The following is a 25889-nucleotide window of genomic DNA, read 5'->3' as shown; positions in this document are numbered from 1 at the left end:
CGTAATACAAGAGAAAAATCTGCGGGAGGTTTATGAATGAAAGAAAATACAAGATTTGTTTTGCGGGTAACGGTCACTCATGTCGTAACTTATATCCTGTGCGGAATTGTTTTTATGACATTATTCCATTATGACGAGCTGTATCAGTATGGGAACACCAAATATTTTATGCGGCCCGTTGACAGCGCTTCCAGTCTGGCAGGCCCTGTGTTCCAGATTATCCGGGGACTTCTGTTTGGTTTTGTTTTGCTGCTTCTGAAGAAAAGCGTTATTGAGACAACGTACGGCTGGCTGAAGCTGTGGGGAATCATCGCTGTTATTGGTATTATTAATACCCCCGGGCCGGCGCCCTGTTCCATTGAGGGAATAATTTATACACAGCTGCCCCTTGCCTTTCATATAAAGGGGGCTCCTGAGATTCTGATCCAAACCCTGCTTTTCTCATTTATGGTAGCTAATCCGTCAAAGTTCAAATGTCCGTTCCTGCATAAATATAAAATTCCGCTCATTTCCGCATTGTCCGGGGGTGTCATGTTTTCTGTTTCCGGTATGATACTCACCCTGATTCTCGGTACGGATATAAATGCAGCAGTGACAGATATGGGCGCATTTGGTGTGATGTTCGCTGCCGTCTTAGTTATATTCGCAGTCAGTAAATGGTATCTGTCCACAGCCTCTGACGCAAAGAATTTTATTTTACCTGTGTGTTGTTATCTGGTGATGGGGCTTCTTCCGACTGTCTATAATTATATAACGGATTCACCGTTTGCAACCTGGCTTACCCTGGTGATCAACGGGATCCCGGTACTAATATTATTCCTCATAAACTACATAGCCGACCGGCGCAGGAGCAAAATATAACGATATGCTACGCGCGGGATCTCACGGACGGCCGCAGGAAACGGGAGCCTTTTACGGCTCCCGTTTTCTGCGCACCATTAATCCAGTTTCATTATCGTTTCCAGTATCCTTGCGGCACAGGTCTCGATTTCTTTACGGGATACCTTGCCTTCCTTTAATGCCTCAAGCACTTCATCCGGATCACCGGATCCCATTTTCAAGTCATTTCCGGCCTTGATTTCTTTGTACTGGTAAGCTTTGTTCCACCAGTCTGTGGTAACCATGCCCTGAAATCCCCATTCCTCTCTGAGAATGCCTGTGAGCAGGTCTTCCCTTTCCGATGCATATTGGCCGTTCACCAGGTTATAGCAGGTCATGAGCGTCCAGGGCTGCGCTTCTTTAACAGCGATTTCAAAGCCTTTCAGGTAGATTTCACGAAGGGCTCTCTCCGATACGCGGGAATCACTGGCCTTGCGGTTCGTTTCCTTATTGTTGCAGGCGAAGTGCTTCACGCTGGCACCGATATGTTCGGATTGGATTCCGTTCACCTTGGCGGCGGCCATCTTTCCCGCTATCAGAGGATCTTCGGAATAATATTCAAAGTTTCTTCCGCACAGAGGGCTTCTGTGGATATTCATGGCAGGGGTAAGCCATACGCCAAGGTTATTTTCTTTCATTTCCCTTGCTCCCGCGGCGCCTATTTCATATACCAAATCCGGATTCCAGGTACATGCCAGCAGGGTTGCGCAGGGCCATGCGGTGGTGCATACCCCCATACCCGGTTTGATCCGCACACCGGCAGGGCCGTCTGCCGTCATCAGGGCGGGCACTCCGTACTCGGGAAGATTTCCCATACCAAAGGTATTCGCCACGCCGGTATTAGGCTGGCCGCAAAGCAGGTCGATAAGCTCTCCGTTTGTGAGCTGTGCCAGGAATTCTTCCATGGTTACTTCCCCGTTCACCACATCAATGAGCATCGCTTTCTTATCCGGCGCGCCGGTTCCGCGCACCGCGGCAGCTGCATCACCTGCCCATTGCCCCTTGCGGGGAGGATTGCCTTCCACAAAACCGGGGAAGGTTTCCCTTGTGTGTTCCTTCTGCACCGGAAGTTCTTCAAAACTGCCGTCTGCCAGCATTCTTCTGGCAAGCTGGCGGGGGGCCACACGTTCCCGGAGCGTAAGGACCACTCTGTCCGTGTCTTCGTTATATACATAAGGAACTTTTTCCGTATTTCTCACAGAATTGCCCAAATAGAAGGAATATTCCCCAGCTTCTAAAACATATGCGGATTTCCTGCTTTTACCGGTATCGTCATAGCTGGCCATGGAATCTGCTGCCAGCCGCAGCGTAATCTGCTGCGTTTCCCCCGGCTGCAGGCAGCGGGTTTTAGCAAAAGCCCCCAGCACTCTGGCCGGCTTACCCAGCTTTCCCTGGGGAGCGCTGTAATAAAGCTGTACCACTTCCTTGCCCGCACGATCTCCGATATTGGTCACACTGGCTTCCACAACGATCTGTACCCCTTCTGTCCCGTTTTCCAGACGGCCGCAGCAATTCTTTATGGAAAAAGAGGTGTAGGACAGCCCGTAGCCGAAAGGATAGTTCACCTTCTTTGCAGCGTTGGGAATGGTTTCAAAATACCGGTATCCCACATAAATATCTTCTGTATAATCCACATAATCCTCGGAATCATTAAAACCGGCAGAGGACGGGTAATCGTCAAAGGATCCGGCAAAGGTATCCACCAGCTTACCGGAAGGATTGGCGTCCGCGCAAAGGATATCCGCAATGGCAAGCCCGCCTTCTATCCCTGCCTGCCATGCCAGCAGGACACCCTGTATGCCGGCATTATCCCTGAACCAGGAGGAATCCACCATACCGCCGACGTCCAATATTACCGCCACTTTGGGGAATGCCGCCGTCACAGTGTCTACCATCTGCTGTTCCTGGGGCGATAAGTAAAAATCACCGTCTCCCGGAATCCCTTTTCTGTCCCAGCCTTCCCCGGAAAAACGGCAGATCGTGATCACGGCGATATCCGTAAATCTCCTTGCCGCCTGAAGCAATTCTTTCGGAACTGCAGGTTCTGCGGTCTTGCCGTTTTCTGTCCCTTCCGCATACTGCTGCTTCACATTTTCTTCGTAAAAACGGGAAAGCGCCTCAAATACCTGAAGCTTACCCTCTTCTTCCTTACATTTTAGGCCCTCATAGATATTCCGGGTATAAGAGGTCGTAACCTCTCCGCTTCCGCCGCCTCCCCTGACATAATCAATCTGCCCTTTTCCAAAAAGCGCTACTTTGCATCCTTTTTTCAGCGGCAATACCCCGTTTTCATTTTTCAGCAGCACCATGCCCTCCGTGGCCGCCCGTCTCGACAGCTGGATATGCTCCTCACAGGCTGTCACCAAAGTGCCGTTTTTACCCATCGGCAGACAGGGCTGATGTGCGATCCTTGTCCATTTTTCCATGAACTTTAATTCCTCCCTACTATATTTAGTCTATAAAAAGCCTGCTTGTCTCAGTTCCCGGAAACCTTATGGAAAATCACACAGTTCGGCTGCGCAATCTTCATTTCCGGGCCGTTCATAACGAGCAGCCCTTTTTCCAAATCCGTTGTAAAAAAGGTGAGGGTACCCGAATCCTGATTCAGGGAAACCAGATGCTTATTATCCGGGAACAGAGCTACGTCCTTGGGATATTCCCCGCTCACCGGCAGACACAGAAGCTTGGTTAAAATCCCTGTCTTGGGTTCAATTTTATAAACAGCAGCGCTGTTGTCACCCGCATTGGAGCTGCACAGATATCTGTAATCGTCCGAAAGGTTCAGTGCGCTGGCAGTGGAACCTCCCGCATGATAATTGTTCAGGGTGCTGACGGACTGTATTTTCTCAAAAAAGGGATTATCTCTTTCCTCCCGGTACGTATACACATCAATACAGTTTTTCAGTTCGTGGACAATATAGAGAAACTTCCCGTCCTTGCTGAATTTCAGATGTCTGGGAGCGCTCTCCAGATCACTGCGGATGACGTCCACCAGCTTCAGCTTTCCGTTGACGTGATCCAGACGGTATACATTCGTATGATCCATTCCCAGATCCGCAACACACAGATAATGGTTGTCCCTGGTCATTTTTGCACAGCTTATATGAGGGCGGAAATTCCGCTCAGCCACAATTCCCAGCCCCTTATAATAAATCTCTTCCGTTATCTCTCCCACGCTGCCGTCATCATTGATACGCAGCACCGTAAGTTTGCCGTCATGATAACCAGCCACAAAAATATATTTATCTTCGTAATCCGTGGAAACATAACAGCCTCTCATCCCATTGATGGAGCCCATATTGATGACCTGAAGCCCGCCGTCTTCCTTTATCCTATACGATTCCACACCAAAGTCAGTAATGGAATACAGATACTTCTTATTATGGGAAATCGTAACATAAGAAGAATTTGTAATTTTAATCTTCTCCTTTTCGGAGAATCTTCCTTTCGCCATATCCACATCATATACCGTGATCCCATGTTCCTTCCGGTCACCGGTCGTATACGAGGATACATAAGCCACATATTTGTCCTGTCCCATCTCTTCAGCCTCCTGTTGTGATTTACCTTGCTAATCGGCATCCCTTTGCAGGTCATTTTGCTAAATTCATCTTATCATAACCCATTGATTTTGTTAATCTTTTTTGTCCAAATTTTTATTTACGGCATTGACATTTAACAGGAATTCAGTATAATGGGGATCAGCGTCTTGTTTAGTGTCAGTAAACTTTTAGTTTATTATATGTTCTTTTCAGGAAAGGCCGGTAGCCGATTATGAAAATAGGAAACAAATTAAAGGAGCTTCGGGTCCAGAAGGGCCTCACTCAGGAGGAACTTGCCGACAGGGCTGAGCTTTCCAAGGGATTTATCTCCCAGCTGGAAAGGGATCTCACTTCCCCGTCCATTGCCACGCTGGTGGATATCCTTCAGGTGCTCGGGACGGACCTCAATGAATTTTTCAGCGAAAAGACAGAGGAACAGATCGTTTTCTCCTCTTCCGATTATTTCGAAAAAACGGATGAATCCTGCAAAAATAAAACGGAGTGGATCATACCCAATGCCCAGAAGAATATCATGGAGCCAATCCGGCTCACTCTGGAGCCCGGAGGATCCACATATCCCGATAATCCCCATGAAGGGGAGGAATTCGGATATATCCTGAGCGGCAGCGTAACCATCCATATAGGAAAGCGGGCCATCCGCGCCAAAAAGGGGGAATCCTTTTATTTTACCCCCAATTCCACCCATTATCTCACCGCCAGTGAGAAAACCGGCGCTTCCCTCATATGGGTAAGCAGCCCTCCCAGTTTTTAAGGCAGATTCCCTGGTACTTCAGACCCTTAGATACCACCGCAGAGCGGAGAAACGGAGCATACATATGAGCAACAGACTGATTGATTTGCAGCATATCACAAAATCTTTTGGTTCTTCCATTATTCTGGACGATATGAGTCTTTATATCCGGGAAAATGAGTTTCTGACCCTGCTGGGTCCAAGCGGATGCGGCAAAACCACTACCCTTCGGATTATCGGAGGTTTTGAATCGCCGGACAAGGGGCAGGTTCTTTTTGACGGAAAAGATATTACCAATCTTCCCCCGAATAAACGGCAGCTGAATACCGTCTTTCAGAAATATGCTCTTTTCACCCATATGAATATTGCGGAAAACATAGCATTTGGCCTGAAAATCAAAGGAAAGAGCAAGTCATACATCAAGGATAAAATAAAGTATGCCCTGAAGCTGGTGAATCTGGACGGTTATGAAAACCGTATGCCCGACTCCCTGAGCGGCGGGCAGCAGCAGCGTGTTGCCATCGCCAGAGCTATTGTAAACGAGCCTAAGGTCCTTCTTCTGGATGAGCCGCTGGGCGCCCTGGATCTGAAACTCCGCCAGGATATGCAGTATGAACTTATCCGCCTGAAAAATGAACTTGGCATCACATTTATATACGTTACCCATGATCAGGAGGAAGCCCTGACCATGTCGGATACCATCGTCGTCATGAACCAGGGATACATCCAGCAGATCGGCACGCCGGAGGATATCTATAATGAGCCGGAGAACGCCTTTGTGGCGGATTTTATCGGCGACAGCAATATTTTTGACGCGGTAATGCTCCAGGATAAGCTGGTGCGGATACTCGGCGCCAAATTTCCCTGCGTGGATACGGGCTTTGGGACAAATAAACCGGTTGACGCGGTAATCCGTCCGGAGGATGTGGAACTGACGGCTCCGGAAAACGGCATTATCCAGGGTGTGGTCACCCACTTGATCTTCAAAGGCGTCCATTACGAGATGGAGGTCACCGCCAATGGCTTTGAATGGCTGGTACATTCCACCGGCATGTATCCGGTAGGCACACCGGTGGGAATCAAAGTGGATCCGTTTAATATCCAGATCATGCACAAACCGGAATCTGAGGATGAGGAGGCCGCGGCAGTTGATGAATAATAAAAAGTATAAGCATCTGTTATCGGGGCCGTATCTCCTCTGGTCCGTTGCTTTTATCATCATCCCTTTGTGTATGGTTTTTTATTACGGGCTGACCGATAAAACCGGAGCTTTTACGCTGGCCAATGTAACGGCAATCGCAAGTGCGGAGCATTCCAAGGCCCTGTGGCTTTCTATCGCCCTGTCCCTGATCAGCACTTTTGTTTGCTTTCTGCTGGCCTACCCCCTTGCCATGATTCTGGCAAACATGAACGTGAACCAGCACAGCTTCATCGTTCTGATATTCATTCTTCCCATGTGGATGAATTTTCTTCTCAGGACTTTGGCATGGCAGACCCTGCTGGAGAAAACGGGTGTCATTAACTCCATCCTCTCCTTTTTGCATCTGCCTTCCCTGAATATCATCAACACACCGTCGGCCATTGTGCTGGGTATGGTATACAATTTCCTGCCCTTTATGGTGCTTCCTATTTATAATATGCTTATAAAAATCGATCCGAATGTGCTGAATGCAGCAAGGGATTTGGGGGCCAGCGGGATACAGACCTTTCTGCGCGTGACGTTTCCCCTGAGCCTGCCCGGAGTTATCAGCGGTATCACCATGGTGTTCGTCCCCGCGCTGACCACCTTCGTCATCAGCAATCTGCTTGGTGGAAGCAAAATCCTGCTCATCGGCAATGTGATCGAACAGGAATTCACCCAGGCAAGCAACTGGCATCTGGGAAGCGGTCTTTCTATTGTGTTAATGATATTCATTATCCTGAATATGATTATCACCTCTGTCTTTGATAAGGAAGGGGAGGGCCAGACCTTATGAAAACAAAAAGAAATGTACTGCGCAAAATTTATATCGCCCTTATTTTCCTATTTCTTTATGCCCCCATTGTCACCCTGATGGTTCTCTCCTTCAATGCGAGCCGCACCAGGGCCAAATGGGGAGGGTTCACCCTGAAATGGTACTTTCAGCTGTTCCGGAACAGCATCATACTGGAAGCGCTTTCTAACACGCTGCTCATTGCGTTTTTTTCCGCCGCAATCGCTGCCGTGATCGGGACCATTGCATGTATCGCCATCCATGGAATGAAGAAAAGGAACCGGGCCATTATGATGGGAATCACCAATATTCCCATGCTGAATGCGGAAATTGTTACGGGTATTTCACTGATGCTGCTGTTTATCAGCCTGGGCGTACGGTTTGGGTTCGGCACAATCCTGCTGTCCCATATTACCTTCAATATCCCTTATGTCATTTTGAGCGTCATGCCCCGTATGAAACAGCTCAATCCAAGCACCTATGAGGCGGCTATGGATTTGGGGGCTTCCCGGATAAAGGCTTTTTTTAAGGTGGTTTTTCCGGATCTGCTGCCCGGCATCCTTTCCGGCTTCCTCATGGCCTTTACCATGTCCCTTGATGATTTTATCATCACCCATTTCACCAAAGGCCCCGGGATTGATACCCTTTCCACCAAAATCTATACGGAGGTCAAGAAAGGGATAAAACCGGAGATGTACGCACTGTCCACTTTGATTTTTGTAACTGTGCTCCTATTACTTTTACTTGTAAACAAAGCCCCGGCCAAACAGGAAAAAGAGGCGGCCGGCACCAATTAGGAACCGTCTGAGGTTCCGTACCAGGAGGAAAGCAAATGAAAAAAGGTCTATCGTTATTGTTGGCGCTGTCTCTGGCTGTTTTTCCCCTTACAGCCTGCGGTTCTGCTTCCGCCGCCGACGGCGGGGAGGTGGTGGTCTATAACTGGGGCGAGTATATCGATCCGGATACCATCACCATGTTTGAAGAGGAAACAGGGATAAAGGTCATCTATGATGAATTCGAAACCAATGAAATCATGTATCCTAAAATAGAAGCAGGTGCTTCCAAATATGATGTGGTCTGCCCGTCCGATTACATGATTCAGAAGATGATTGAAAACGACCTGCTGGCAGAACTGAATTTTGACAACATTCCCAATGCGAAAAAAAATATCGGGGACCAATACTGGGAACAGTCCCGCCAGTTTGACCCGGAAAATAAATATTCCGTGCCCTATTGCTGGGGAACCGTAGGTATCCTGTACAACAAAACCATGGTGGAGGATCCGGTAGACAGCTGGGCCATTCTATGGGATGAAAAGTATCAGGACAATATTCTGATGCAGGATTCCGTACGCGATGCGTTCATGGTAGCCCTGAAGCTGAACGGCTATTCCATGAATTCCACCAATCCGGATGAGCTGAATACGGCAAGAGATTCCCTCATTGCCCAGAAACCCCTTGTACAGGCCTATGTCATCGATCAGGTCAGGGATAAAATGATTGGCAATGAGGCTGCTATCGGCGTTATTTATTCCGGTGAAGCAATTTATACACAAAGGGAAAACCCGGATCTGGAATATGTGGTTCCCAAGGAAGGCACCAATGTCTGGATCGATTCCTGGGTAATTACCAAAGATGCTCCCAATATGGAAAATGCAGAAAAATTCATTGATTTTATGTGCCGCCCCGATATTGCCCTGAAAAATTTTGAGTATATCACCTACTCCACTCCCAACGATGCCGCCAGGGATTTGATTGAGGACGAAGACATCCGGAATTCCAAAATTGCCTTCCCCAATCTGAGTGAATACCATAATCTGGAGACCTTTACTTATCTGGGAGATGATGCGGATTCCCTTTATAATGAGCTGTGGAAGGAAGTGAAATCCAGCTGACCCCGCCCGGCTGCCCCGGCATCCAAAGAACAGAAACCAAGAAGAGCGCAAGCTTCCGGTTCAACCGGACAGCTTACGCTCTTTTTGGCTCCTTCTTTCTATCCTAATCCGAACAGCTGTAATACCTGGGCATTGATCGTACCGTCCACCACAAGCCCATACTTAGTCTGGAACGCAATCAGGGCCGCCTGTGTCTGAACATCGTACACCCCGGTAGGGCTGCAGGCGCAGCCATAAAAAGTGAGCAGATTCTGTACCTGCAGAATCGTTTCCGCCGGCAGGGCCGCTGCCGTCAGCTGCGTATTTCCCGCACCCGGATTGCCAAGTGCGGCCTGCTGGTTTAAAAGCGCCGCCTGCTGGCTGTAGGCCGCTGCCTGAAGCGCGGATGCATAGGCCTGCTGGGCCGCCGTCAAAGCCGCCTGGGCCTGAACTACCGCCTGGGCCGCCGCCTGAAGCTGTCCGTCCAGATTCTGGCGGGTGGCCTCCAAAGCCTGCTGCCGCGCCACAGCCTGTGTCAGCTGCTGGTTCGCCAGCGATACCATTTGCTCCCATCCCCCTGCCGGCATAACCGGAACACCGGCTCCTGCATTTCCTGTATTCGCCGGCGTATTATAAGGATACGACCCGCTTATAAGCAGCTGATAATAATAATCCTCCGCAGTCTGGTTCTCTGCCGCGTTTACCTTTTGGGCCGGCAGCATACACATAAGAATGCCTGCTGCCAGACATGTCAGAACTATCTTTTTATTCATAGGCCAAGTCCTCCTCTTGTACCTAATTATAAAGGATAATCCCTGTGAAGTAAACGAAATTTGCTCCCCGTGTTTTCACCTGCCCGGGTTCTCATTCCCCCTCCCGGCTTTCCTCCTCGCTCAGTTCCCCGTCAATAATGTGCACGATACGCCCTGCCGCTTTGGCTACGTTCAGGTCATGGGTAATCATGACAATGGTATGCCCCATAGCATTCAGCTTTCCGAACAGCTTCAGCACTTCCTGTCCGCTTACACTGTCCAGGGCGCCCGTAGGTTCATCCGCCAGAAGGATGGCGGGTTCTCCCACCAGGGCTCTGGCAATGGAGACACGCTGCTTCTGCCCTCCGGACAGTTCGGAGGGCTTATGGCGCAGCCTGTGATCCAGCCCTAAAAGGCGGATGGTATCCATACACTTTTCTTCCGCTTCGCCGGAGGACATCCCCCTTACCACCAGGGGCATTATGATATTCTGGAGAATATTATAAGTGGGTATCAGCTGATAATTCTGGAAAATAAACCCGATTTCTTTGTTTCTTACATCGTTTAATTCACTCTCTTCCATTTCGTGGATGGCATTTCCGTCCAGGTAATATTCCCCGGAATCGGCGATATCCATACAGCCGATAATGTTCATGAGCGTTGTTTTTCCCGATCCGGAGGGACCGAGTATTGCCACAAACTCCCCTTTCTTCACCTGAAAGCATACATTCTTCAGAACCGGCACTTTTTCTTCTCCCAGCATGTAGCCTTTGTTGATATTGTTTATTAAAATCATGAATTCCCTGTCTTTTTCCATTTAGGCTCCCTGCCATGTATCTGCTGCTTTACGCTTCCTTGCGTACACGCTATGATACAATCCATATTTTCAGAATATTATCGGTTCCTTCTTCCAGTAAAACAGCGATGATATTACCGGAGGACAGCCGGGAAAAAGTAGTGGCCACCCCCAGCTTGGTAATCACTTGTGTACCTACCGGTACCTCAAGGCTTTTGGTTTCTCCCGTGAGCGTATAGGCAGCCGCGTTCATGGCTCCTCCTATATCTTCCGGGAAGCCGGCAGGCTGGTTTCCCGCTGCCATGCTATCCTGCCCGAAGGCTGGGGGCTGTACGCCGGCTTCCGGCATGCCGCTTTCTTCTTTCCGGGCCGCCCCATCCGGGCCGCTTTCTTTTTCCCCGGTATCCGCTGCCGCTTGTTCCGCCAGGGAAAGCTCCAGCTCATTTCCCACAATGCTGTCGATCCGGGCATACATGATTTCTTCTTTTTCCCCTGCGGCGATCACAGTTTCGCTTTCCGAAGCATCCGCTTCCTGCTTCTGCCAGAAAAGAGCCCCTCCGGCGGCTGTGATAAGGCAGAAGAATACCGCACCAATAACGATCCTCTTTTTCCCTTTTTTCTTCTTTTTGCCCTTTTTCTGCTCCATCTGTTTCCCTCCTCTATTCATGGTTAAGAGCCACTACCGGAATCAGATTGGATGCCTGGTAAGCCGGATAGAACCCAAAGACCGTACCGGTAAGGACCCCGAATATAAGGGACAGCACCGCACCCAGAACGGAAAGCTCCACTCTCACACCGAAATATTCCAGAGCAGGTGTTATCCCAAGTGCCAGCATGACTCCCAAAACCGCTCCCACCAGGCTGATACAGCTGGCCTCCATCAAAAATTCCACCAGGATATCCTTTTTACAGCAGCCGATAGCTTTCAGGATGCCGATCTCATTCGTCCTTTCCTTTACGGAAACAAACAGGACGTTCATGATACCAAGGCCGCCTACAATAAATACGATTACCGCCATACAGATGAGCAGCATGGTCAGCGTATCATTGGATTTGGACGCCGCCTCCATTTTACTTCCTGCATCGGAAATTGTGAATTCCGCGTTGGGATAGCTTTCCGCCAGCACCTGTTCTATGTTGGTTATTACCGCATCCACATCATTTACATTCTCAGCTATAACCGTTATGGTGGGACTGACACTGGTGCTGGATAAATATTTAACCCCGGTATTATAAGGAATGAATATGGCGTCATCCGGACTGATTCCGGACGCTACGGTTCCCATCTCGCTGATGATCCCGCTCACCTGATAGGGCCGGTTATCAATATAAACCGTGCCGTCATACGCATCATATACGCTTCCGAATACCGCTTTTGCCACATTGTATCCCAGGACACAGACTTTTTCCTTATAGGTATTGTTGTCGTCTGTAAGGAAATCGCCCAAAGCCATTTGCAGATTGCTGATACCCGCATAATTGCTCTGTACGCCCGCTATCGTGTAATTCATACTGCTTTCCAGCTCTCCTCCATCCACGGCGGATGTCATAGAAAAGCTCATGGTAGTCTGGGCAATCCCCGGCACAAAGGTTTCCAGGTCTTCCATATCGGCCTCCGAAAGGGTTATCCGTTCCGTATTGCTCCGACTCTGCTCCATCATGAACATGCCGCCTCCGAAGCTGAAACCGCCTCCTCCTGCGAAACCGCCGCCGGGCATTCCCCCGCCTCCCCCGCCGGGCATTCCTGCGCCGCCTCCTCCGGGCATTCCGCCCCCGCTGTTTCCCTGGTATTCATAGGAAATATCAATAGCGCCGGCATTCAGGTTTTTAAACTGTTCCGCAACCTCTTCCTTTCCTCCTGTCCCAATGGCAATTACCAGCATAATGGTGGCTGCGCCTACAATAATTCCTGTTGAGGTAAGAATGACCTTAGATTTGTTAGCCGATAAATTCAGCCAGACGAGCCGCAGTATTTCTGTCACTTTCATGAATCGCTCACCTTACTTTCTATCAGGACCGTATCTCCCTCGGAAAGTCCTTCCTTGATTTCCACGTTAATACCATCTGAGAATCCCGTGGTTACCTCCTGTTTGATAATGGCGCCGTCCGGCTCCTTTTCGGACGCGGGTAATCTGCGTTTTACATAAGATTTCCCATTTTCCCGGATTATGGCCCGGTTGGATACATAGGTTACGGTTTCCGTTTCTTTCGTTATAAATGTGATTTGTGCCGTCATCCCCTCGTAAAGCTTGGATGTTTCTCCTCCCAGCTTCACACTGATTTCCACATAGGTGGTCCCGGTGGAGCTGTTATAGGCGGATTCGCCGATATCCTCCACAACCCCGGTAAATTCGTCATCCGGATAGGAAGCGATGGAAACATTCACGGAATCCCCTTCCCTGATATTGGCAAGTTCCGATTCCTCAACAGAAACCGTTACGGTAACCTCATCATAATCATTCAGAATCAACAGCGTATTCCCTGCGTTCACCGTATCCCCTGCTTCCAGGGAGACCTCCGTAACAACACCGCTGTAGCCGGACGCAATCACATTATCGGTAAGATAACCATCGAATTCATCCAGCTTGCCCTTTGCATCGTCATAGTCCGCTTGGGCTGTCTGCGCATCGAAATCGCTGCGTTCCACACTCACATTATAAGCCTCTGTTGCTGTCTGGTATGCCAGGTTCCGCTTATCCAGCTGGGCCCGGGCTTCTATCTGCCCCAGCTCCAGATCCCGTTTAGCGCCTGTAAGGCTTTCTTCCAGTTCCGCCAGTTCCTTCTCCTTATCCCGGATAGAGTCCGTGGTTTCCTCTATCGTAGCTTCCAGCTCCTCCACCACTGCCGCCGCCTCTTCCCTGGCGTTTTCCGCCGTGATCCATCCATAGGCATCGAAAACGATTTCCGTAGTGTCCACCACATATTCCCCATTTTCCAGAACCTTTTTCTCCATTTCCAGATCGGCCTGCTTTTCCGCCAGAAGGGTATTCAGCTCCTCCAGTTCTTCCCTGCTATCCGCGATCTGCTCTTCCTTATCCGCAACGGCATCGGCAAGCGCTGTCACCGCGTTCTGGTATTCCGCATCCGCAAGGGTCCCATAGGCCACATTGGTTTCATAATCCTGCCTGGCTTCCAGTTCCGTCATCTGTTTCTGGGTGCCGGTCTTTGCCAGAGTAACCTCCGCATCAGAGACATCGCTGCGCAGCTCTTCCCGTATAGTATGGATACTCTCTTCCGTAATCCGGTAAACCGGATCCCCCTTTGTAATCTCCTGTCCTTCCTTTATAAGCACCTCTTCCACCACCAGATTCCGGGAAGAGGAAGAGGAGGAAGGGGAGCCGGAACTGCTGTTTCCTCCCATCCCCTGAAAAATATTTCCGCCCTGTCCCCAGGAAAAGCTGTCTGTGCTTCCTCCTGTATATGCACTCAGATCCAGATCAAAGGTCTGTTCCGTTGTCCCCACCGTCACATTGCCGCTTTCTTCCAGCCCTACGGTCAGTTCTCCATATTCCACCAGGACTTCCCGGTAGGTGATCTCGTCATCACCGGATGCTACCCAATAACCGATTCCGCAGCCAAGAGCCAATACCAGGCAGAGGCCGGATCCAATCCATAGCGTTTTCTTATTTATCTTCTTCATATATGTCCTCCTCCCTTATGGCATTCCCGGGCCGCTGAAATCCGGAGCGCCCCCCTGCGGGGAATTTCCCAGGGAATTACTCCCCGGCGCCTCCATGCCGGCCGGAAATCCCTGCAGCCCGCTTTCTTCTCCCTCCGGCACGCTTCCCGCATTTCCATCCGTCCGGCCGGATCCGGACTGCTTCAGGCTTTCTTCGTTCTGTCCCGCACTCACTGTACTGGCAATGTAAACCGTATCTCTTTCTGACAGACCGCTTGTTATTTCCACCTCGGAGCCATTGGAAAATCCGGTTTCCACCGGCTTCAGTTCCATTTCCCCTTCGCTGTTTTTCACATAAACACCGGTACTTCCATCTTCTGCCGTGACAACTGCTTTTGCCGAAATATAGAGTACGTCTTCCACGCTGTCCGTGACAAAGGTAATATCCGCCGTCATTCCTCCGTACAGCTTGCCGGTATCCCCCTCTACCTGTATGGTTACCGGGTAGTTGACTGTGGATGAATAGCCGCTGTCCGCGGAAGTGGTTACCGCTGCCACTGTCCCCTCGTACGTTTCATCCGGATAGGCATTGCATATAATATCTACCGTGTCACCTACCTTGATATAGGAAATGTCCTCTTCCGATACATCAATGGTTATGGTATAGGCATCCCGGGCCGCATAGGAGAGCATGACCCCTGTATTCATCAGCTTATCGCCGGCTTCATAAGCAATATCCGTAACCAGGCCGGTTCCGTCCGCGTAAAGGATCCCATCGTCCCCCACAAAGGCTTCGAACTCCTCCAGCAGTTCCCCGGCCTCATCCACAGCCGCCTGCGCCTCATCCACGGTATCCTGGAGGGAATCCAGGGTATAGCCATAGATATCCCCCGCCAGGTTTCCTCCCAGCACCGCGCTGTCATAGGTCTGCTGCGCGGTCATTTCTTCCTGGGCAAGGCTGCTCTGGGAGGTATTTATCTGCTCCAGTTTTTCCAGAATCTGCTCCTGGTTTTCTTCTATACTGTCCCGATAGCCCTGCAGGGTATCGTCCAATGCTTCAAACGCTGTTTTTGCACTCTGAAAGCTGGAATAATTAGCGGTGTAGGCGGCAACACTGGAGGCATCCGTTTCTTCCAGTTTCTTCTCCGCTTTTTCATAAGCGTATTTCAAGTCACTGTATTCCTCCAGGGTATCCTCATCTGTCAGCTTTTCGTTATAATCATTGATTTCCGCCTCCAATACCTGGATATCCCCATAAAGTAATTCTATTTCCTGCTGCAGGCGGTTTACAGAAGTCTCATAGGTACGGGACGCGGTATCCGCTTCCGCTTTGGAAGTGCTGTAGGTGCTCTTGGCACTTCTGGCCTGGGAACTGTATTCACTTCTGGCATCAGCCAGATCCAGCTGTGCCTCCGATTTGGCTTTCTGCAGCTTCCGCCTTACCGCAGCAATACTGTCCTGGGAAAGCTTAAACAGCGGATCCCCTTCCTGCATACGCTGGCCCTGTACGGCATATACCTCCTCTATCTGCAGATAACGGCTCGCTTCTTCCTCCTCGTCGTCCTCTTCCTCATCTTCCGAATAATTAATATCCAGATCATAGCGGATATAGCTTTCCTGAAGCGTTATACTTCCGCTCTCTATGATTCCCTGGACAAGACTGCCGGATTGTACCTGGCTTTCCATATAAATTACGGTTTCTGCGGTAAGGTTCGGGCGTATGAAAACCGTATAGACGCATACCGCGGCCAGCGCAAGAAATGCGGTTCCGGCCAGAACCAGCTTTACGACAACTTTTTTATTCCTGTGTTTGTGTTTCATTTACAGTCTCCTCTTCCGATTCCTGGATTCCGAAATATACGGCAGCCGACAGGTTCTGGGAAAGCCCGCTTATATCTCCGGACAGTTCTATGGTAACGGAGTAATAGATGCTGGATTTGCTGTCGGACTGGGAAACGGGATTGATTTTCCCCACTCTTCCCTGAAAGGTACCATAATCGGAAATTTCCACCACAGCGCTTTCACCGATGGCAATGGATGCAATCGATGACTGATCTACGGATGCTGTCACGGTTACGGATTCCGGGTTGCTGTAGGCAAGCACCATACTGCTCCCGGAAAGTGCGGATTCCTTTCTTACTCCCACCATCATAATGGTCCCGGCATTCTGTGTGTACAAATAACCATCCCCTATTTGTTCTTCAAATTCCTGAAGGTTTTCCTCCGCTTCTTCTTTTTCATTCAAAGCCACACTGGTCTCTTCCTCTATCCGGCTCAGTTCGGCTTCATAGACCTCCTGCGCCGAACTGCTCTCTGCGGCTGCGGCATCATAATCGCTCTGACTGCTGACCTGCTGTTTATCGTATGCAATCTGTGCTTCCTCCAGCTGGGTGTTAAGCAGCTTGAGGTTCGTCTGCGCCTGGGACAGGGAGCTTGCCGCTTTTTTCTTTGCGGCTTCATACTCTTCTACGGCCTGGTCATATAGCTTCTCATTTTCCTGGACCTCTTCATCCAGCATATTGTATACCGTAAGCTTGGTGTAGTTATTTTCCGAGGCAGGGTTATTCCCTCCTCCCATCTGCCCCCCGCCGGATACCTGCTGCCCGGAAGCAGCGGACTGGCCGGAAGAAGACTGGTCTGATGAAGAAGCGCTGTTTCCCGCACTTCCCGAAACGGTTCTGTAATGATCCTCCAGCCCCGCCACATCCCATTCTTCATAAAGCTGCATCAGGGCGGAAAAGCTTTTTTCAAATTCCTCCTTTTTTTCAGCCACTTCATAATAGGTATAATAATAATCGTTTTCCACGGAGTCGGTATATTCGTCCACCAGCTCCTGTGCTTCTTCCACCTGTTCCTGCAGATCACTGATTTTATCCGCATACTCCTTCAGGGATTCTTCATAGGTATAAGAAGCATATTTCCCATTTGTAACACTGGTATCATAGGTCTGCTTTGCAGTTATCGTTTCCTCTTCACTGTCCAGAAGCTGCTGCCTGTAATTCAGGGCTGCCTCCACCGCTTTCTGTTCCAGTTCTCTCCGGGCCGCTTCCACGCTTTCCTCCGACAGCTTCAGAATCGGGGTCCCCGCTTCCGCTTCATCACCGCCGGACAGGAATACCTCCTCAATTTTCAGTTCCGTTTCTATGTAATCCAAATCGAAGGTTTCTTCCTGCATCCCTACAGAGGTACTGCCGCTTGCCGATATCACATTTTCGCCAAATCCCGCCGCCATCTCCGGCCCGCCCGCCGGCCCTGCCTGGTTTTGCCCGTCCTTTCGCATAAGCCAAAAAATAACACCGCCCAACAGCATCAGTGTCAGTATAGGGATTACCCCTAAGGCAATCTTCTTTTTTCTGTCCAGGCATTTCAGCCTATCCGTCATCTTCATCCGTCTCCTCCTCAATGGTATTCTCATTTCTTCAGATGATCCGTTCTTGAAACAATTTTGTTAACAAGCTAACCATATACATGTTAATAATTTACATGTTAAGCTTATTTGATTTTAACGGGAAAATGTTTCTAATATTTGTTTAAAATGTGAAAATTCTGTGTTCATCAGGTTTTAAGAGTGCAGCTTTGGTCCAAATACTATATACTGGGTACAGGCACGCTTAGGGCGCACAACAGCAGACAGGAAAAAGAAAAAATGAACCGGACAATCCAATATGAAATCGGGGCCGAGGAAGAAGGCCTTACTATAAAGCAATTTCTGAAACGCAGACGCTACTCCGGCCAGAATCTGGTGCATCTGAAGAAATATGAACAGGGGATCCTGCTGAACAACAGGCCTGTTTATGTAATCCAGCCGCTGAAGGCAGGAGACTTTCTTACTGTGAATATCCTTGAGGACAGGGTCTCCGAAAAAATCCCTCCCGTTCCTCTTCCTCTCCATATTGTCTATGAGGATGAGGATCTCATGATCCTGGATAAAGAGGCGGATATGCCAATCCATCCGTCTCTGAATAATTATGAAAATTCCCTGGCAAACGGTCTGGCCTGGTATTTTTCCGCACAGGATATCCCTTTTGTCTTTCGCTGCATCAACCGGCTGGATCGGGACACCACCGGCCTGACTATTATTGCCAAGCATATGGTAAGCGGCGGGATTCTGTCGGCCATGGCTGCAGGGAGGGAAATAAGACGGGAATATCTGGCTATTGTAAGCGGCACCGGCCTCCCCTCCTGCGGCACAATAAACGTCCCTTTGGGAAGGGATCCGGACTCCGCCATCCGGCGGATGGCAGATTTCCGGAACGGGGAGCCTTCCGTGACCCATTACAGGGTGCTGGAGGAAGCAAATGGCTGTTCCCTGCTGTCGCTTCATCTGGAAACGGGCCGTACCCACCAGATCCGGGTTCATATGAAGTACATCGGCTATCCCATCATCGGCGATTTCCTATACAATCCGGATACCGCCCTCATACGCCGCCAGGCGCTGCATTCCTGCCGTCTGGAATTCTCCCACCCCATTACAGGAAAGCCTTTGGATTTTTCTTCTCCCCTGCCGGAGGATATGAAACAGGCTTTGAATTGTTACTTGGGCAGAGAAGTCTGACACAGTGTCCATTTACTTTTTTTCCAGATAGTGCTATGCTTTTTTATGAAAAGGAATTCTGCGCCGCAGAATATGGGTAAACTAACAGATGGCAATAAACAGAGCAATGCGTACCGTCCTGAAGGCTCTTTCCTACGGGGATATAAATGTGCAGTCCTCGCGGGCCTTTGCCAATATCAAGGCTATCGATCCGCTCAGGCGTTTTTACAAAACCATAGATACCAGAATCTATAACGGATCCTTTGAGGTCCCTACCCGGATCTATCTTCCGGGGGAAGAACTTCCCGTACAGAACGGGATGGAGGGAAATACACTGCCGGTACTTCTGTTTCTCCATGGAGGAGGCTGGATTACGGAAAGCGTGGATACCTATACGAGAGTATGCGCGGGACTGGCTAAGGATACCGGTCATGTGGTGGTCTCCGTCGGTTATCGGCTGGCTCCGGAATTCCGGTTCCCCGCGGGGCTGGAGGACTGCTATGCAGTGGCCAGAGCCATCTATACCAACCGGTTTCTGCTGAATGTGGATCCCTCCCGTATCACCCTAATCGGAGACAGCGCCGGAGGGAACCTGGCTGCCGCCCTTTCTCTGATGGCAAGGGATCGGGGCGAGTTCATGCCCCGTCAGCAAATCCTCATCTATCCGGCTGTGAGCAATGATTATTCAGAAGCCTCCCCTTTTTCCTCCGTCCGGGAAAACGGCAGTGATTTTCTGCTCACCAGGCAGAAGCTGTGCCAGTACCTGGATTATTACCAAAGTGACGGGGCGGATCGGCAGAATCCTTATTTTGCCCCGATCCTGGAACCGGATTTGTCCGGCCAGCCCCGTACCCTGATTCTCACGGCCCAGTTCGATCCCCTGCGGGACGAAGGGGAATGGTATGGAAAAAGGCTGAAGGATGCCGGTAATGAGGTGGAAATCCACAGAATCCAGGATGCCCTCCACGGCTTTTTTGCCCTGGGCATCAAATATTTCCATGTACAGGAAAGCTACACGATTATCAATCAATTTCTGAAGGAGAATGAATAAAGTGTTTGGCACCAAAGGATCGTATTGGAGAAAACTGGACAACGCCGCAAAAATCTTCCCGGCTACCAGCAGCAAAAAGGATACCCGGGTATTCCGCTTCTACTGTGAGCTTAAGGAGCCTGCAGACGGCGGCAGGCTTCAGGCTGCCCTGGATAAAACGATTGACAAATATCCCGTTTTCCTTTCCGTCATGCGCAAGGGACTTTTCTGGTATTACCTGGAAAAGAGCGAACTGAAACCGGAGGTAAAGGAAGAGACGGAGCCTCCCTGTCTGAATCTGTATATCAGGGACAGAAAAACCCTGCTCTTCCAGGTTACCTATTATAAAAACCGCATTAATTTTGAAGTGTTCCATGCCCTCACGGACGGCACCGGCGCCATACAGTTCCTGAAGGAGCTGGTAAAAAACTATCTGCTTCTGAAGTACCAAGATGCAAACCTGCCCGATATCTCATTTACAGAGGAAGATATGACCCCGGAGGACCAGGAATCCGACGGATTTTCCAAATATTATACCAAAGCAGGCGGAAAGAAGGAAAAAAAGGCGCACGCCTATCAGATATCCGGTGTGCGGACAGGTTATGGACACCTGAACGTCACAGAAGGGCTGGTTTCCTGCCATGCACTGTTACAGAAAGCAAAAGAGTACGGCGTTTCCATGACCGTTTTCCTGACAGCGGTCTTTCTGTGTGCGATTCATGAGGAATGCAGCAGGCGGCAGCGCAGAAAGCCCGTCATCCTCATGGTTCCTGTCAATCTTCGGAAATATTTCCCGTCCTCCTCCATGCTGAATTTCTTCGGATGGATCGAACCGGGTTATCTGTTTGCTGAGGAAAATTTCTCTTTTGCGGATGTGGTAAAAGCAACTGCCTTCTATTTCCGTGAAGAGCTGACGAAAGACAGGCTGGGGCGGAGGATGAGCAGCCTTATGAGCCTGGAGCAAAACCCTTTTCTGCGTATTTTCCCCCTGGAACTGAAAAATCTGGGCATGCAGCTGGGTGTCCAATTTGCTAAAAAAGATGTGACAGCTGTTTTTTCCAACCTCGGCGTGGTATCCATGCCCGGAGAATATGCTTCTTATATCAGCCGGTTCGGTGTCTTTACCAGCACGCCTAAAATAGAACTGAGCATGTGCTCCTTTGCGGATGATTTGGTTCTCAGCTTTGCTTCCGGCTTCCAGAACCAGAATGTGGAACGGAACTTTTTCCGGCTCCTGAAGAGCTTCGGCGTGGAGTCCACTATCCTGGAAGATCGCTTTCCTGCCAGGAAAACCGTGGAGTATAAGGGGCTGCGCTTTTTCCAATGGTTTTCCTTTGGCTGTATCGCAGCCGCCTGCGCGGCGGTTATGGTGAATCTGATTTTCACGCCTTCCCTGCGCTGGTCCGCCTATGTCATCGGCGGCTCCTTAAGCATGTGGCTCGCTCTGGCCCTTGGCTTTTTCAAAAGGCATAATCTTCTGAAAAACGCCATCTGGCAGATGCTTCTCATCTCCGGCGTGTGTCTGATCTGGGATTATGCCACAGGACGGCATGGCTGGTCTGTAGACTACGTGCTGCCTTCCGTCTGTCTGCTCATCCAGTTATCCATGCTGATTATTACCAGGGTTCAGCGGCTGAAGGTGCAGGAATATATGATTTACTACATTTTGGCAGGCTTGTACGGCCTTCTTCCTGCACTGCTCCTGATTTTGGGAGCAGCCCACGTAAAGTACCTGTGCGTGCTCTGCAGCGGAATCAGCTTCCTTCTGTTGACCGGGCTTCTTATATTCAAAGGGAAAGACATGTTCTCTGAATTATACAAAAAACTGCATTTTTAAAAAGCCATTTGGCAGCTGCGAAGTTTGCGTAAATAACAGAAAGCGGCGTCTGCACTAATTGTACAGCCGCCGCTTTCTGTTTCCCTATTATGGCATTCTAAACCGATGCCTTTTTGTTATTCTTCACAGCCGCAGGTCTTTCCATCGCTGAATGTAGGGTAAGGTCTGGGCATAGGCTCCGGCCTGGGTCTGGGTTCAGGCCTGGGAATAATAGGCTCAGGTCTTACATCCGCACAGGGACATGAGGGCCTTGCAGGGGTATCCATGCAGGGGGAAACACAACCGCAGTTGTTATTGCCCTGGCAGCCGCAGGAATTGTTGTTCTGACAGCCGCAGCCGCACTGATGTCCGCAGTTGCAGCCACAATGATCGTGGCAGCAGTTGTTGTTCTGGCAGCCGCAGTTACCGGACTGGCCGCAGCAGCATAAAAGTAATAATAAGTATAAACAGTTCATATTCTCATCTCCTTTACAGTACTATATGTAAAAGGAGACACATTGGTTCCACTGTTTTTCCTAACTTTCCGAAGCGAAGCACACTTTATCCTTACCGCTTTTCTTGGCTTCATACAGGGCCTTATCCGCCACCGGCCAAAGCACGCGGTAATTATCACCGTCAGAAGGGTAATGGGCCACACCGACACTGAAGGTCACCGGGAAGGACAGCTTCAGCTTTCCTATCACCCCGTCCCAGTCCTCCCGCAGCCGGGAAAGCTTGTCCCGCAGGGTTTCCTGGCTTTTTCCGTCACAGGCCAGATACAGGATAAACTCATCACCGCCGATCCGTCCCGCCAGATCCTGTGAAAAATTCTTTCTGAGACATTCCCCCAAAGCTACCAGCACCTTGTCGCCCATAGGATGTCCGAAGGTATCGTTTACTTTTTTAAAATCATCTATGTCAATCATCAGAAGAGTTCCCTGTCCGCACTCCTTCATGGACTTTTCCACCATTTCCTCGAGACAATATCTCTTCAGAAGGCCTGTCAGCTCATCATGACGCAGTTCATAAAGGAAACGCCGGTTTGTCATTTCCAGTTCCCGGGTCTTTTCCGTAAGCTTCTCCTGAAAGATACGGTTCTCCTGTTCTATCAGCCTGTGAGGGAAAAATTCATCATCACCCTGGCTGACATCGGGCATAGACTGATGGATCTGCAGCAAAAACCAGTTTCCCTCCTTTTTTTCCACGAGAACGGAAAAGCGGAAGCTGAAGTCATAGATAATCCTGTCTTCCGCATTTTCCTTTGCTTTCAGCTCTCCGATGACACTGTACAGGTTTTCCCGGATTTCGGTGGCCTGATACCACTCGTCCTCTATCAGAAATACACCATCCCATTTCTCCAGTTCCCTGTCCATCGCTTCCAGGAATTCCGCCCTGTTCCTGCTTATTTCATGGGATCCGGTTCCGATAACGGTGAGGCGCTCATCCGCCACCTCCTTAAGATCCCGCATATCCCGCTGCTCCAGATAACAATGCCATAAAAATCTACAAAACTCTTCCGGCGTTTTAAAATTATCCATTCCTGTCCGTCGTCTCCCTGTTTTTCCTTTTAAGAAGCATTCCCCTCACATAGGCAAAGGTCTTCTCTTCCCCCTGTTTAGCCAGCATGGTAAGAAGCCGAAGAAGCAGCTTCCTTGTATGTTCATGCATTATGGGGATCTCTTTAGCCGACTGGAAATATAAGAGGGGATCCGCATCCGTATACTTATTCCCTTTGTACACTTTGGATGCCGCTATCCGGTCCATCAGCATTTCCGCCACATAAGGAACCGGCATCTCCACCGGAGCAATACCTCCCGGTACCTCCCTTATGCTGTAATCTATCCAATATTCATAATGATGCTTATTTCTTCCTTTATGATGGAGCCATGCGCTGGAATAGCCTTTTTCCTCACGCTCCGCATTATTGGGACTCCTGTCCCCCTGAAAATACCTGGCCCCCACCAGGAATTCCGATGGGGAATATTTGGAGAGGTCATGGGTAAGCCCCTGTTTATACAATCCCACCGCAAAACACCCCTTCATTACCAGATATTTATGGTGGGTGATTGTCTTAAAATGCTTCCAAGCCTTCTTTCCTGTTGTCACTTCTTTTTCTGTCCTGCCTTCTGCTTTTCTTTACCCGTTTTTTCTCTGCTTTCAAATATCTGTATGGAGCGCCCTGATACGGCGGCCGTTTTCCCGTTTTCTCCCTCTTCCTGTGCCCCGGAAGCCGTATCCAGCACCTTGGCCCATTTCATTCCGGGAGGAAGGGCGGGCAGAGCAAAATCGTGTTCTTCCCAATGCATATTATATGCAAGATACAGGAAATGGTCATCGTTCCTCCTGTCCACCTTGGCATAACAGCCGCAGTACATCAGGCCCGCCTGACGGCTCAGATTATCAGCGTCCAGCTTCCAGGCTTCTTCTCCGTGGAAGGACAGATCCGGGTAGCCGCAGGCAATATAATCCATCATTGTCGGCTCTTCCGGCCGGTGAAGCACAGGATGGCTCTTCCGGAAGGCAATCGCCTCTCTGACAAAAGCAAGGAATTCCCGGTTTAACTCCGTGAGCTTCCAGTTCAGCCAGCATACGCTATTGTCCTGACAGTATGGATTGTTATTTCCCCCATGGCTGAAGCCGAATTCATCCCCGCTCACTATCATGGGCGTTCCCTGCGCCGTAAGCAGCATCAGCATGGCATTTCTCATCTGCTTCCAGCGTAAATCCAGTATGGATTTCTTTCTTGTTTTCCCTTCAGCGCCGCAGTTCCAGCTCACATTATAGGTTTCCCCGTCCCGGTTCTCCTCTCCGTTTGCCTCATTATGCTTTCTGTCATAGGCTACAAGATCCGCCAGTGTAAATCCGGAATAATTTGTAATATAGTTGATGACACCGGTCTGCTTAGGGTTTTTCTTAAGCAGGCCCAGCATAGGCTGCAGAGAACCTTCGTCGCTTTTCAGGAAATGCCGTGCGGCATACATAAAATCATCATTATAGGCCGCCAGATTTTTATATACCGGAATATCATTGTTGTCATAGATTTCCTGACAGGGGATTTCCGTGTAAAAGAGCTTGGTATTTCCAAGCATAGGTTCCGTGGCAAGAAGGGCTGTAGGCATATGGATCCCCAAAAGATGGAAACCATCCACATGGAAAGTAAATACCCAGTGCTTGATCACTTCCAGGATATAGGCCCTCTTTACATCGGCGGGAAAATAGAACTGCATTATGACCTCAATACCGTTCTGGTGGAATTGCTTGATCATATCCTTGAATTCCTCCGCCGGGCAGTCCGATGCGGAATAAGACATTTTGGGTGCAAAATAATAACCCTTTTTATAGCCCCAGTAATTAATCCGGGGAGGCTCGTCCTCTTCTGCGGGCGGATCCATATAATGAGTCCTGGCTTCCGCCATACTTCTTTCCCGGTGTTCCGGCTTTTCCAGCTCCAGGAATTCATAGGAAGGCATCAGTTCGGCAGCCGTTATCCCCAGCTCTTTCAGATAAGGTATCTTCTCCGCCAGCCCTGCAAAGGTTCCCTTCTGCTCTACCCCGGAAGAGGTATGGCGCGTAAAGCCTCTGGGATGGATCAGATAGAGGATGGTATCCGACAGTGGGGTCATCAGGGGCGCATCATTCTCCCAGTCATAGCCGCGGCGGCTTATCCCGCCGCGAAGCCTGGGCTCCGCCTGCCTGCCCCAGCGTTCATTTCCATATATGACCTCCGCATACGGGTCGGTTATAATCTCCCCGCCCGCATAAAAATTATACTGGAAGCTGACATCGGCAAGCCCTTCCAGCTGCATACAGTAAATATTCCCCACACGGTTTTTTTCCGTAAAAGGCAGATGCACCGGCTTGCCCGCCGCATGCAGATATAAAAGCACACCGCATTCTTCTTTGGTATGGAGTGCGGCGGCAAAGTTGACTTTTCCATCAGCGGTAAGGGATACCCCCATAGGGTATGGTGTCCCGGGGAGAATTTTAAAGTTATGTCTTGCTGTCATATGGGTACTCTCCTGTCTTTATCATACAAATTCCGGCGGCAGACCGCCGTCCGTGGAAATACCAGTTCACTCTGTGGACATCATATCATGTCCGCTGCGCGGACATGCCCTCCGGGGGATTTTAGCGCCCGGTTTTCTGCTGCGGTCGCAGAAACCGGATGCGCAATGATATAATGTCCACTCTGTGGACATTATACCATGTCCGCTGCGCGGACATGCCCTCCGGGGGATTTTAGCGCCCGGTTTTCTGCTGCAGTCGCAGAAACCGGATGCGCAATGATATAATGTCCACTCTGTGGACATTATATCATACATCA

The 25889-nt window shown here is 49.8% G+C and carries 22 protein-coding genes; 9 read left to right on the top strand and 13 right to left on the bottom strand.

Annotation, left to right across the window (positions count from 1 at the left end; translation table 11 throughout):
- Positions 1-36: 36 nt before the first annotated feature.
- Positions 37-861, top strand: coding sequence for a hypothetical protein (locus tag DXA36_RS01105; protein WP_118675837.1), 825 nt, complete (start codon positions 37-39; stop codon positions 859-861).
- A gap of 77 nt (positions 862-938) precedes the next feature.
- Here the strand turns inward: DXA36_RS01105 and DXA36_RS01100 are convergent, their stop codons facing one another.
- Together DXA36_RS01100 and DXA36_RS01095 are read right to left on the bottom strand one after the other, a co-directional pair.
- Complete coding sequence (locus DXA36_RS01100; RefSeq protein WP_118675836.1) at positions 939-3305, bottom strand: glycoside hydrolase family 3 protein; 2367 nt, start codon at positions 3303-3305, stop codon at positions 939-941.
- Between the two features lie 50 nt (positions 3306-3355).
- The gene (locus DXA36_RS01095; protein ID WP_118675835.1) at positions 3356-4420 is read right to left on the bottom strand and encodes a lactonase family protein; all 1065 of its coding nucleotides are present in this window, start codon (positions 4418-4420) and stop codon (positions 3356-3358) included.
- A gap of 233 nt (positions 4421-4653) precedes the next feature.
- On the opposite strand from DXA36_RS01095, the gene DXA36_RS01090 reads away from it, so the two are divergent.
- From DXA36_RS01090 to DXA36_RS33940, 5 genes are all read left to right on the top strand, one after another.
- Positions 4654-5193, top strand: coding sequence for a helix-turn-helix domain-containing protein (locus DXA36_RS01090; RefSeq protein ID WP_118675834.1), 540 nt, complete (start codon positions 4654-4656; stop codon positions 5191-5193).
- Between the two features lie 64 nt (positions 5194-5257).
- Positions 5258-6331, top strand: coding sequence for an ABC transporter ATP-binding protein (locus tag DXA36_RS01085; protein ID WP_118675833.1), 1074 nt, complete (start codon positions 5258-5260; stop codon positions 6329-6331).
- Positions 6324-7148: an ABC transporter permease gene (locus DXA36_RS01080; protein WP_182478862.1), complete on the top strand. Its 825-nt coding sequence runs from the start codon at positions 6324-6326 to the stop codon at positions 7146-7148. The genes DXA36_RS01085 and DXA36_RS01080 overlap by 8 nt, the downstream gene beginning before the upstream one ends.
- Positions 7145-7942: an ABC transporter permease gene (locus DXA36_RS33945; RefSeq protein WP_118675831.1), complete on the top strand. Its 798-nt coding sequence runs from the start codon at positions 7145-7147 to the stop codon at positions 7940-7942. Before DXA36_RS01080 ends, DXA36_RS33945 begins: the two co-directional genes overlap by 4 nt.
- A 35-nt stretch (positions 7943-7977) precedes the next feature.
- Complete coding sequence (locus tag DXA36_RS33940; RefSeq protein ID WP_118675830.1) at positions 7978-9039, top strand: ABC transporter substrate-binding protein; 1062 nt, start codon at positions 7978-7980, stop codon at positions 9037-9039.
- Positions 9040-9137: 98 nt separating this feature from the next.
- On the opposite strand, the gene DXA36_RS01065 is transcribed toward DXA36_RS33940, so the two are convergent.
- From DXA36_RS01065 to DXA36_RS01035, 7 genes are all read right to left on the bottom strand, one after another.
- Positions 9138-9791, bottom strand: a complete 654-nt coding sequence (locus tag DXA36_RS01065; RefSeq protein ID WP_118675829.1) for a peptidoglycan-binding domain-containing protein — start codon at positions 9789-9791, stop codon at positions 9138-9140.
- Positions 9792-9882: 91 nt separating this feature from the next.
- On the bottom strand, positions 9883-10587 hold the full coding sequence (locus DXA36_RS01060) for an ABC transporter ATP-binding protein (protein WP_118675828.1): 705 nt from the start codon (positions 10585-10587) through the stop codon (positions 9883-9885).
- 49 nt (positions 10588-10636) lie between these two features.
- Complete coding sequence (locus DXA36_RS01055; protein WP_118675827.1) at positions 10637-11212, bottom strand: hypothetical protein; 576 nt, start codon at positions 11210-11212, stop codon at positions 10637-10639.
- A 13-nt stretch (positions 11213-11225) separates the two neighbouring features.
- Positions 11226-12554, bottom strand: coding sequence for an ABC transporter permease (locus DXA36_RS01050; RefSeq protein ID WP_118675826.1), 1329 nt, complete (start codon positions 12552-12554; stop codon positions 11226-11228).
- A complete protein-coding gene (locus tag DXA36_RS01045; RefSeq protein ID WP_118675825.1) occupies positions 12551-14206 on the bottom strand; it encodes an efflux RND transporter periplasmic adaptor subunit in 1656 nt (551 codons plus the stop codon). The genes DXA36_RS01050 and DXA36_RS01045 overlap by 4 nt, the downstream gene beginning before the upstream one ends.
- Positions 14207-14221: 15 nt before the next feature.
- Positions 14222-16006 carry an HlyD family efflux transporter periplasmic adaptor subunit gene (locus DXA36_RS01040; RefSeq protein WP_118675824.1) on the bottom strand — a complete coding sequence of 595 codons (1785 nt, stop codon included), beginning with the start codon at positions 16004-16006 and terminating at the stop codon, positions 14222-14224.
- Positions 15984-17573: an HlyD family efflux transporter periplasmic adaptor subunit gene (locus tag DXA36_RS01035; protein WP_182478861.1), complete on the bottom strand. Its 1590-nt coding sequence runs from the start codon at positions 17571-17573 to the stop codon at positions 15984-15986. The genes DXA36_RS01040 and DXA36_RS01035 overlap by 23 nt, the downstream gene beginning before the upstream one ends.
- 258 nt (positions 17574-17831) lie before the next feature.
- Between DXA36_RS01035 and DXA36_RS01030 the strand changes: the two genes are divergently transcribed.
- From DXA36_RS01030 to DXA36_RS01020, 3 genes are all read left to right on the top strand, one after another.
- Positions 17832-18740 carry an RluA family pseudouridine synthase gene (locus DXA36_RS01030; protein ID WP_118675822.1) on the top strand — a complete coding sequence of 303 codons (909 nt, stop codon included), beginning with the start codon at positions 17832-17834 and terminating at the stop codon, positions 18738-18740.
- A gap of 88 nt (positions 18741-18828) precedes the next feature.
- Positions 18829-19770 (top strand): alpha/beta hydrolase, encoded by a 942-nt coding sequence (locus DXA36_RS01025; RefSeq protein ID WP_182478860.1) that lies wholly within the window; start codon positions 18829-18831, stop codon positions 19768-19770.
- A gap of 1 nt (position 19771) precedes the next feature.
- A complete protein-coding gene (locus DXA36_RS01020) occupies positions 19772-21586 on the top strand; it encodes a DUF6320 domain-containing protein (protein ID WP_118676379.1) in 1815 nt (604 codons plus the stop codon).
- 116 nt (positions 21587-21702) lie between these two features.
- Here DXA36_RS01020 and DXA36_RS32790 read toward each other — a convergent pair whose 3' ends face one another.
- Genes DXA36_RS32790 through DXA36_RS01000 form a run of 4 tightly spaced genes read right to left on the bottom strand, consistent with a single transcriptional unit; the run spans position 21703 to position 25572 of the window.
- Positions 21703-22041, bottom strand: a complete 339-nt coding sequence (locus DXA36_RS32790) for a hypothetical protein (RefSeq protein WP_182478859.1) — start codon at positions 22039-22041, stop codon at positions 21703-21705.
- A 60-nt stretch (positions 22042-22101) separates the two neighbouring features.
- Complete coding sequence (locus DXA36_RS01010) at positions 22102-23103, bottom strand: GGDEF domain-containing protein (RefSeq protein ID WP_118675821.1); 1002 nt, start codon at positions 23101-23103, stop codon at positions 22102-22104.
- Positions 23096-23671, bottom strand: coding sequence for a DUF5662 family protein (locus DXA36_RS01005; protein WP_279221531.1), 576 nt, complete (start codon positions 23669-23671; stop codon positions 23096-23098). The genes DXA36_RS01010 and DXA36_RS01005 overlap by 8 nt, the downstream gene beginning before the upstream one ends.
- The gene (locus DXA36_RS01000; RefSeq protein WP_118675820.1) at positions 23668-25572 is read right to left on the bottom strand and encodes an alpha-amylase family glycosyl hydrolase; all 1905 of its coding nucleotides are present in this window, start codon (positions 25570-25572) and stop codon (positions 23668-23670) included. The genes DXA36_RS01005 and DXA36_RS01000 overlap by 4 nt, the downstream gene beginning before the upstream one ends.
- Positions 25573-25889: the final 317 nt, after the last annotated feature.

Origin of the sequence: Eisenbergiella sp. OF01-20 (genome assembly GCF_003478085.1) — a bacterium.
GTDB lineage: Bacteria > Bacillota > Clostridia > Lachnospirales > Lachnospiraceae > Eisenbergiella.
Note: the sequence above shows the minus strand (reverse complement) of the source record. Positions and strands in the feature narration are given on the sequence as shown.

Excerpts from the sequence above, each read along its gene's own strand:
- DXA36_RS01105 (WP_118675837.1), top strand. The coding sequence starts at position 37 with ATGAAAGAAAATACAAGATTTGTTTTGCGGGTAACGGTCACTCATGTC.
- DXA36_RS01100 (WP_118675836.1), bottom strand. The coding sequence starts at position 3,305 with ATGGAAAAATGGACAAGGATCGCACATCAGCCCTGTCTGCCGATGGGT.
- DXA36_RS01095 (WP_118675835.1), bottom strand. The coding sequence starts at position 4,420 with ATGGGACAGGACAAATATGTGGCTTATGTATCCTCGTATACGACCGGT.
- DXA36_RS01090 (WP_118675834.1), top strand. The coding sequence starts at position 4,654 with ATGAAAATAGGAAACAAATTAAAGGAGCTTCGGGTCCAGAAGGGCCTC.
- DXA36_RS01085 (WP_118675833.1), top strand. The coding sequence starts at position 5,258 with ATGAGCAACAGACTGATTGATTTGCAGCATATCACAAAATCTTTTGGT.
- DXA36_RS01080 (WP_182478862.1), top strand. The coding sequence starts at position 6,324 with ATGAATAATAAAAAGTATAAGCATCTGTTATCGGGGCCGTATCTCCTC.
- DXA36_RS33945 (WP_118675831.1), top strand. The coding sequence starts at position 7,145 with ATGAAAACAAAAAGAAATGTACTGCGCAAAATTTATATCGCCCTTATT.
- DXA36_RS33940 (WP_118675830.1), top strand. The coding sequence starts at position 7,978 with ATGAAAAAAGGTCTATCGTTATTGTTGGCGCTGTCTCTGGCTGTTTTT.
- DXA36_RS01065 (WP_118675829.1), bottom strand. The coding sequence starts at position 9,791 with ATGAATAAAAAGATAGTTCTGACATGTCTGGCAGCAGGCATTCTTATG.
- DXA36_RS01060 (WP_118675828.1), bottom strand. The coding sequence starts at position 10,587 with ATGGAAAAAGACAGGGAATTCATGATTTTAATAAACAATATCAACAAA.
- DXA36_RS01055 (WP_118675827.1), bottom strand. The coding sequence starts at position 11,212 with ATGGAGCAGAAAAAGGGCAAAAAGAAGAAAAAAGGGAAAAAGAGGATC.
- DXA36_RS01050 (WP_118675826.1), bottom strand. The coding sequence starts at position 12,554 with ATGAAAGTGACAGAAATACTGCGGCTCGTCTGGCTGAATTTATCGGCT.
- DXA36_RS01045 (WP_118675825.1), bottom strand. The coding sequence starts at position 14,206 with ATGAAGAAGATAAATAAGAAAACGCTATGGATTGGATCCGGCCTCTGC.
- DXA36_RS01040 (WP_118675824.1), bottom strand. The coding sequence starts at position 16,006 with ATGAAACACAAACACAGGAATAAAAAAGTTGTCGTAAAGCTGGTTCTG.
- DXA36_RS01035 (WP_182478861.1), bottom strand. The coding sequence starts at position 17,573 with ATGAAGATGACGGATAGGCTGAAATGCCTGGACAGAAAAAAGAAGATT.
- DXA36_RS01030 (WP_118675822.1), top strand. The coding sequence starts at position 17,832 with ATGAACCGGACAATCCAATATGAAATCGGGGCCGAGGAAGAAGGCCTT.
- DXA36_RS01025 (WP_182478860.1), top strand. The coding sequence starts at position 18,829 with ATGGCAATAAACAGAGCAATGCGTACCGTCCTGAAGGCTCTTTCCTAC.
- DXA36_RS32790 (WP_182478859.1), bottom strand. The coding sequence starts at position 22,041 with ATGAACTGTTTATACTTATTATTACTTTTATGCTGCTGCGGCCAGTCC.
- DXA36_RS01010 (WP_118675821.1), bottom strand. The coding sequence starts at position 23,103 with ATGGATAATTTTAAAACGCCGGAAGAGTTTTGTAGATTTTTATGGCAT.
- DXA36_RS01000 (WP_118675820.1), bottom strand. The coding sequence starts at position 25,572 with ATGACAGCAAGACATAACTTTAAAATTCTCCCCGGGACACCATACCCT.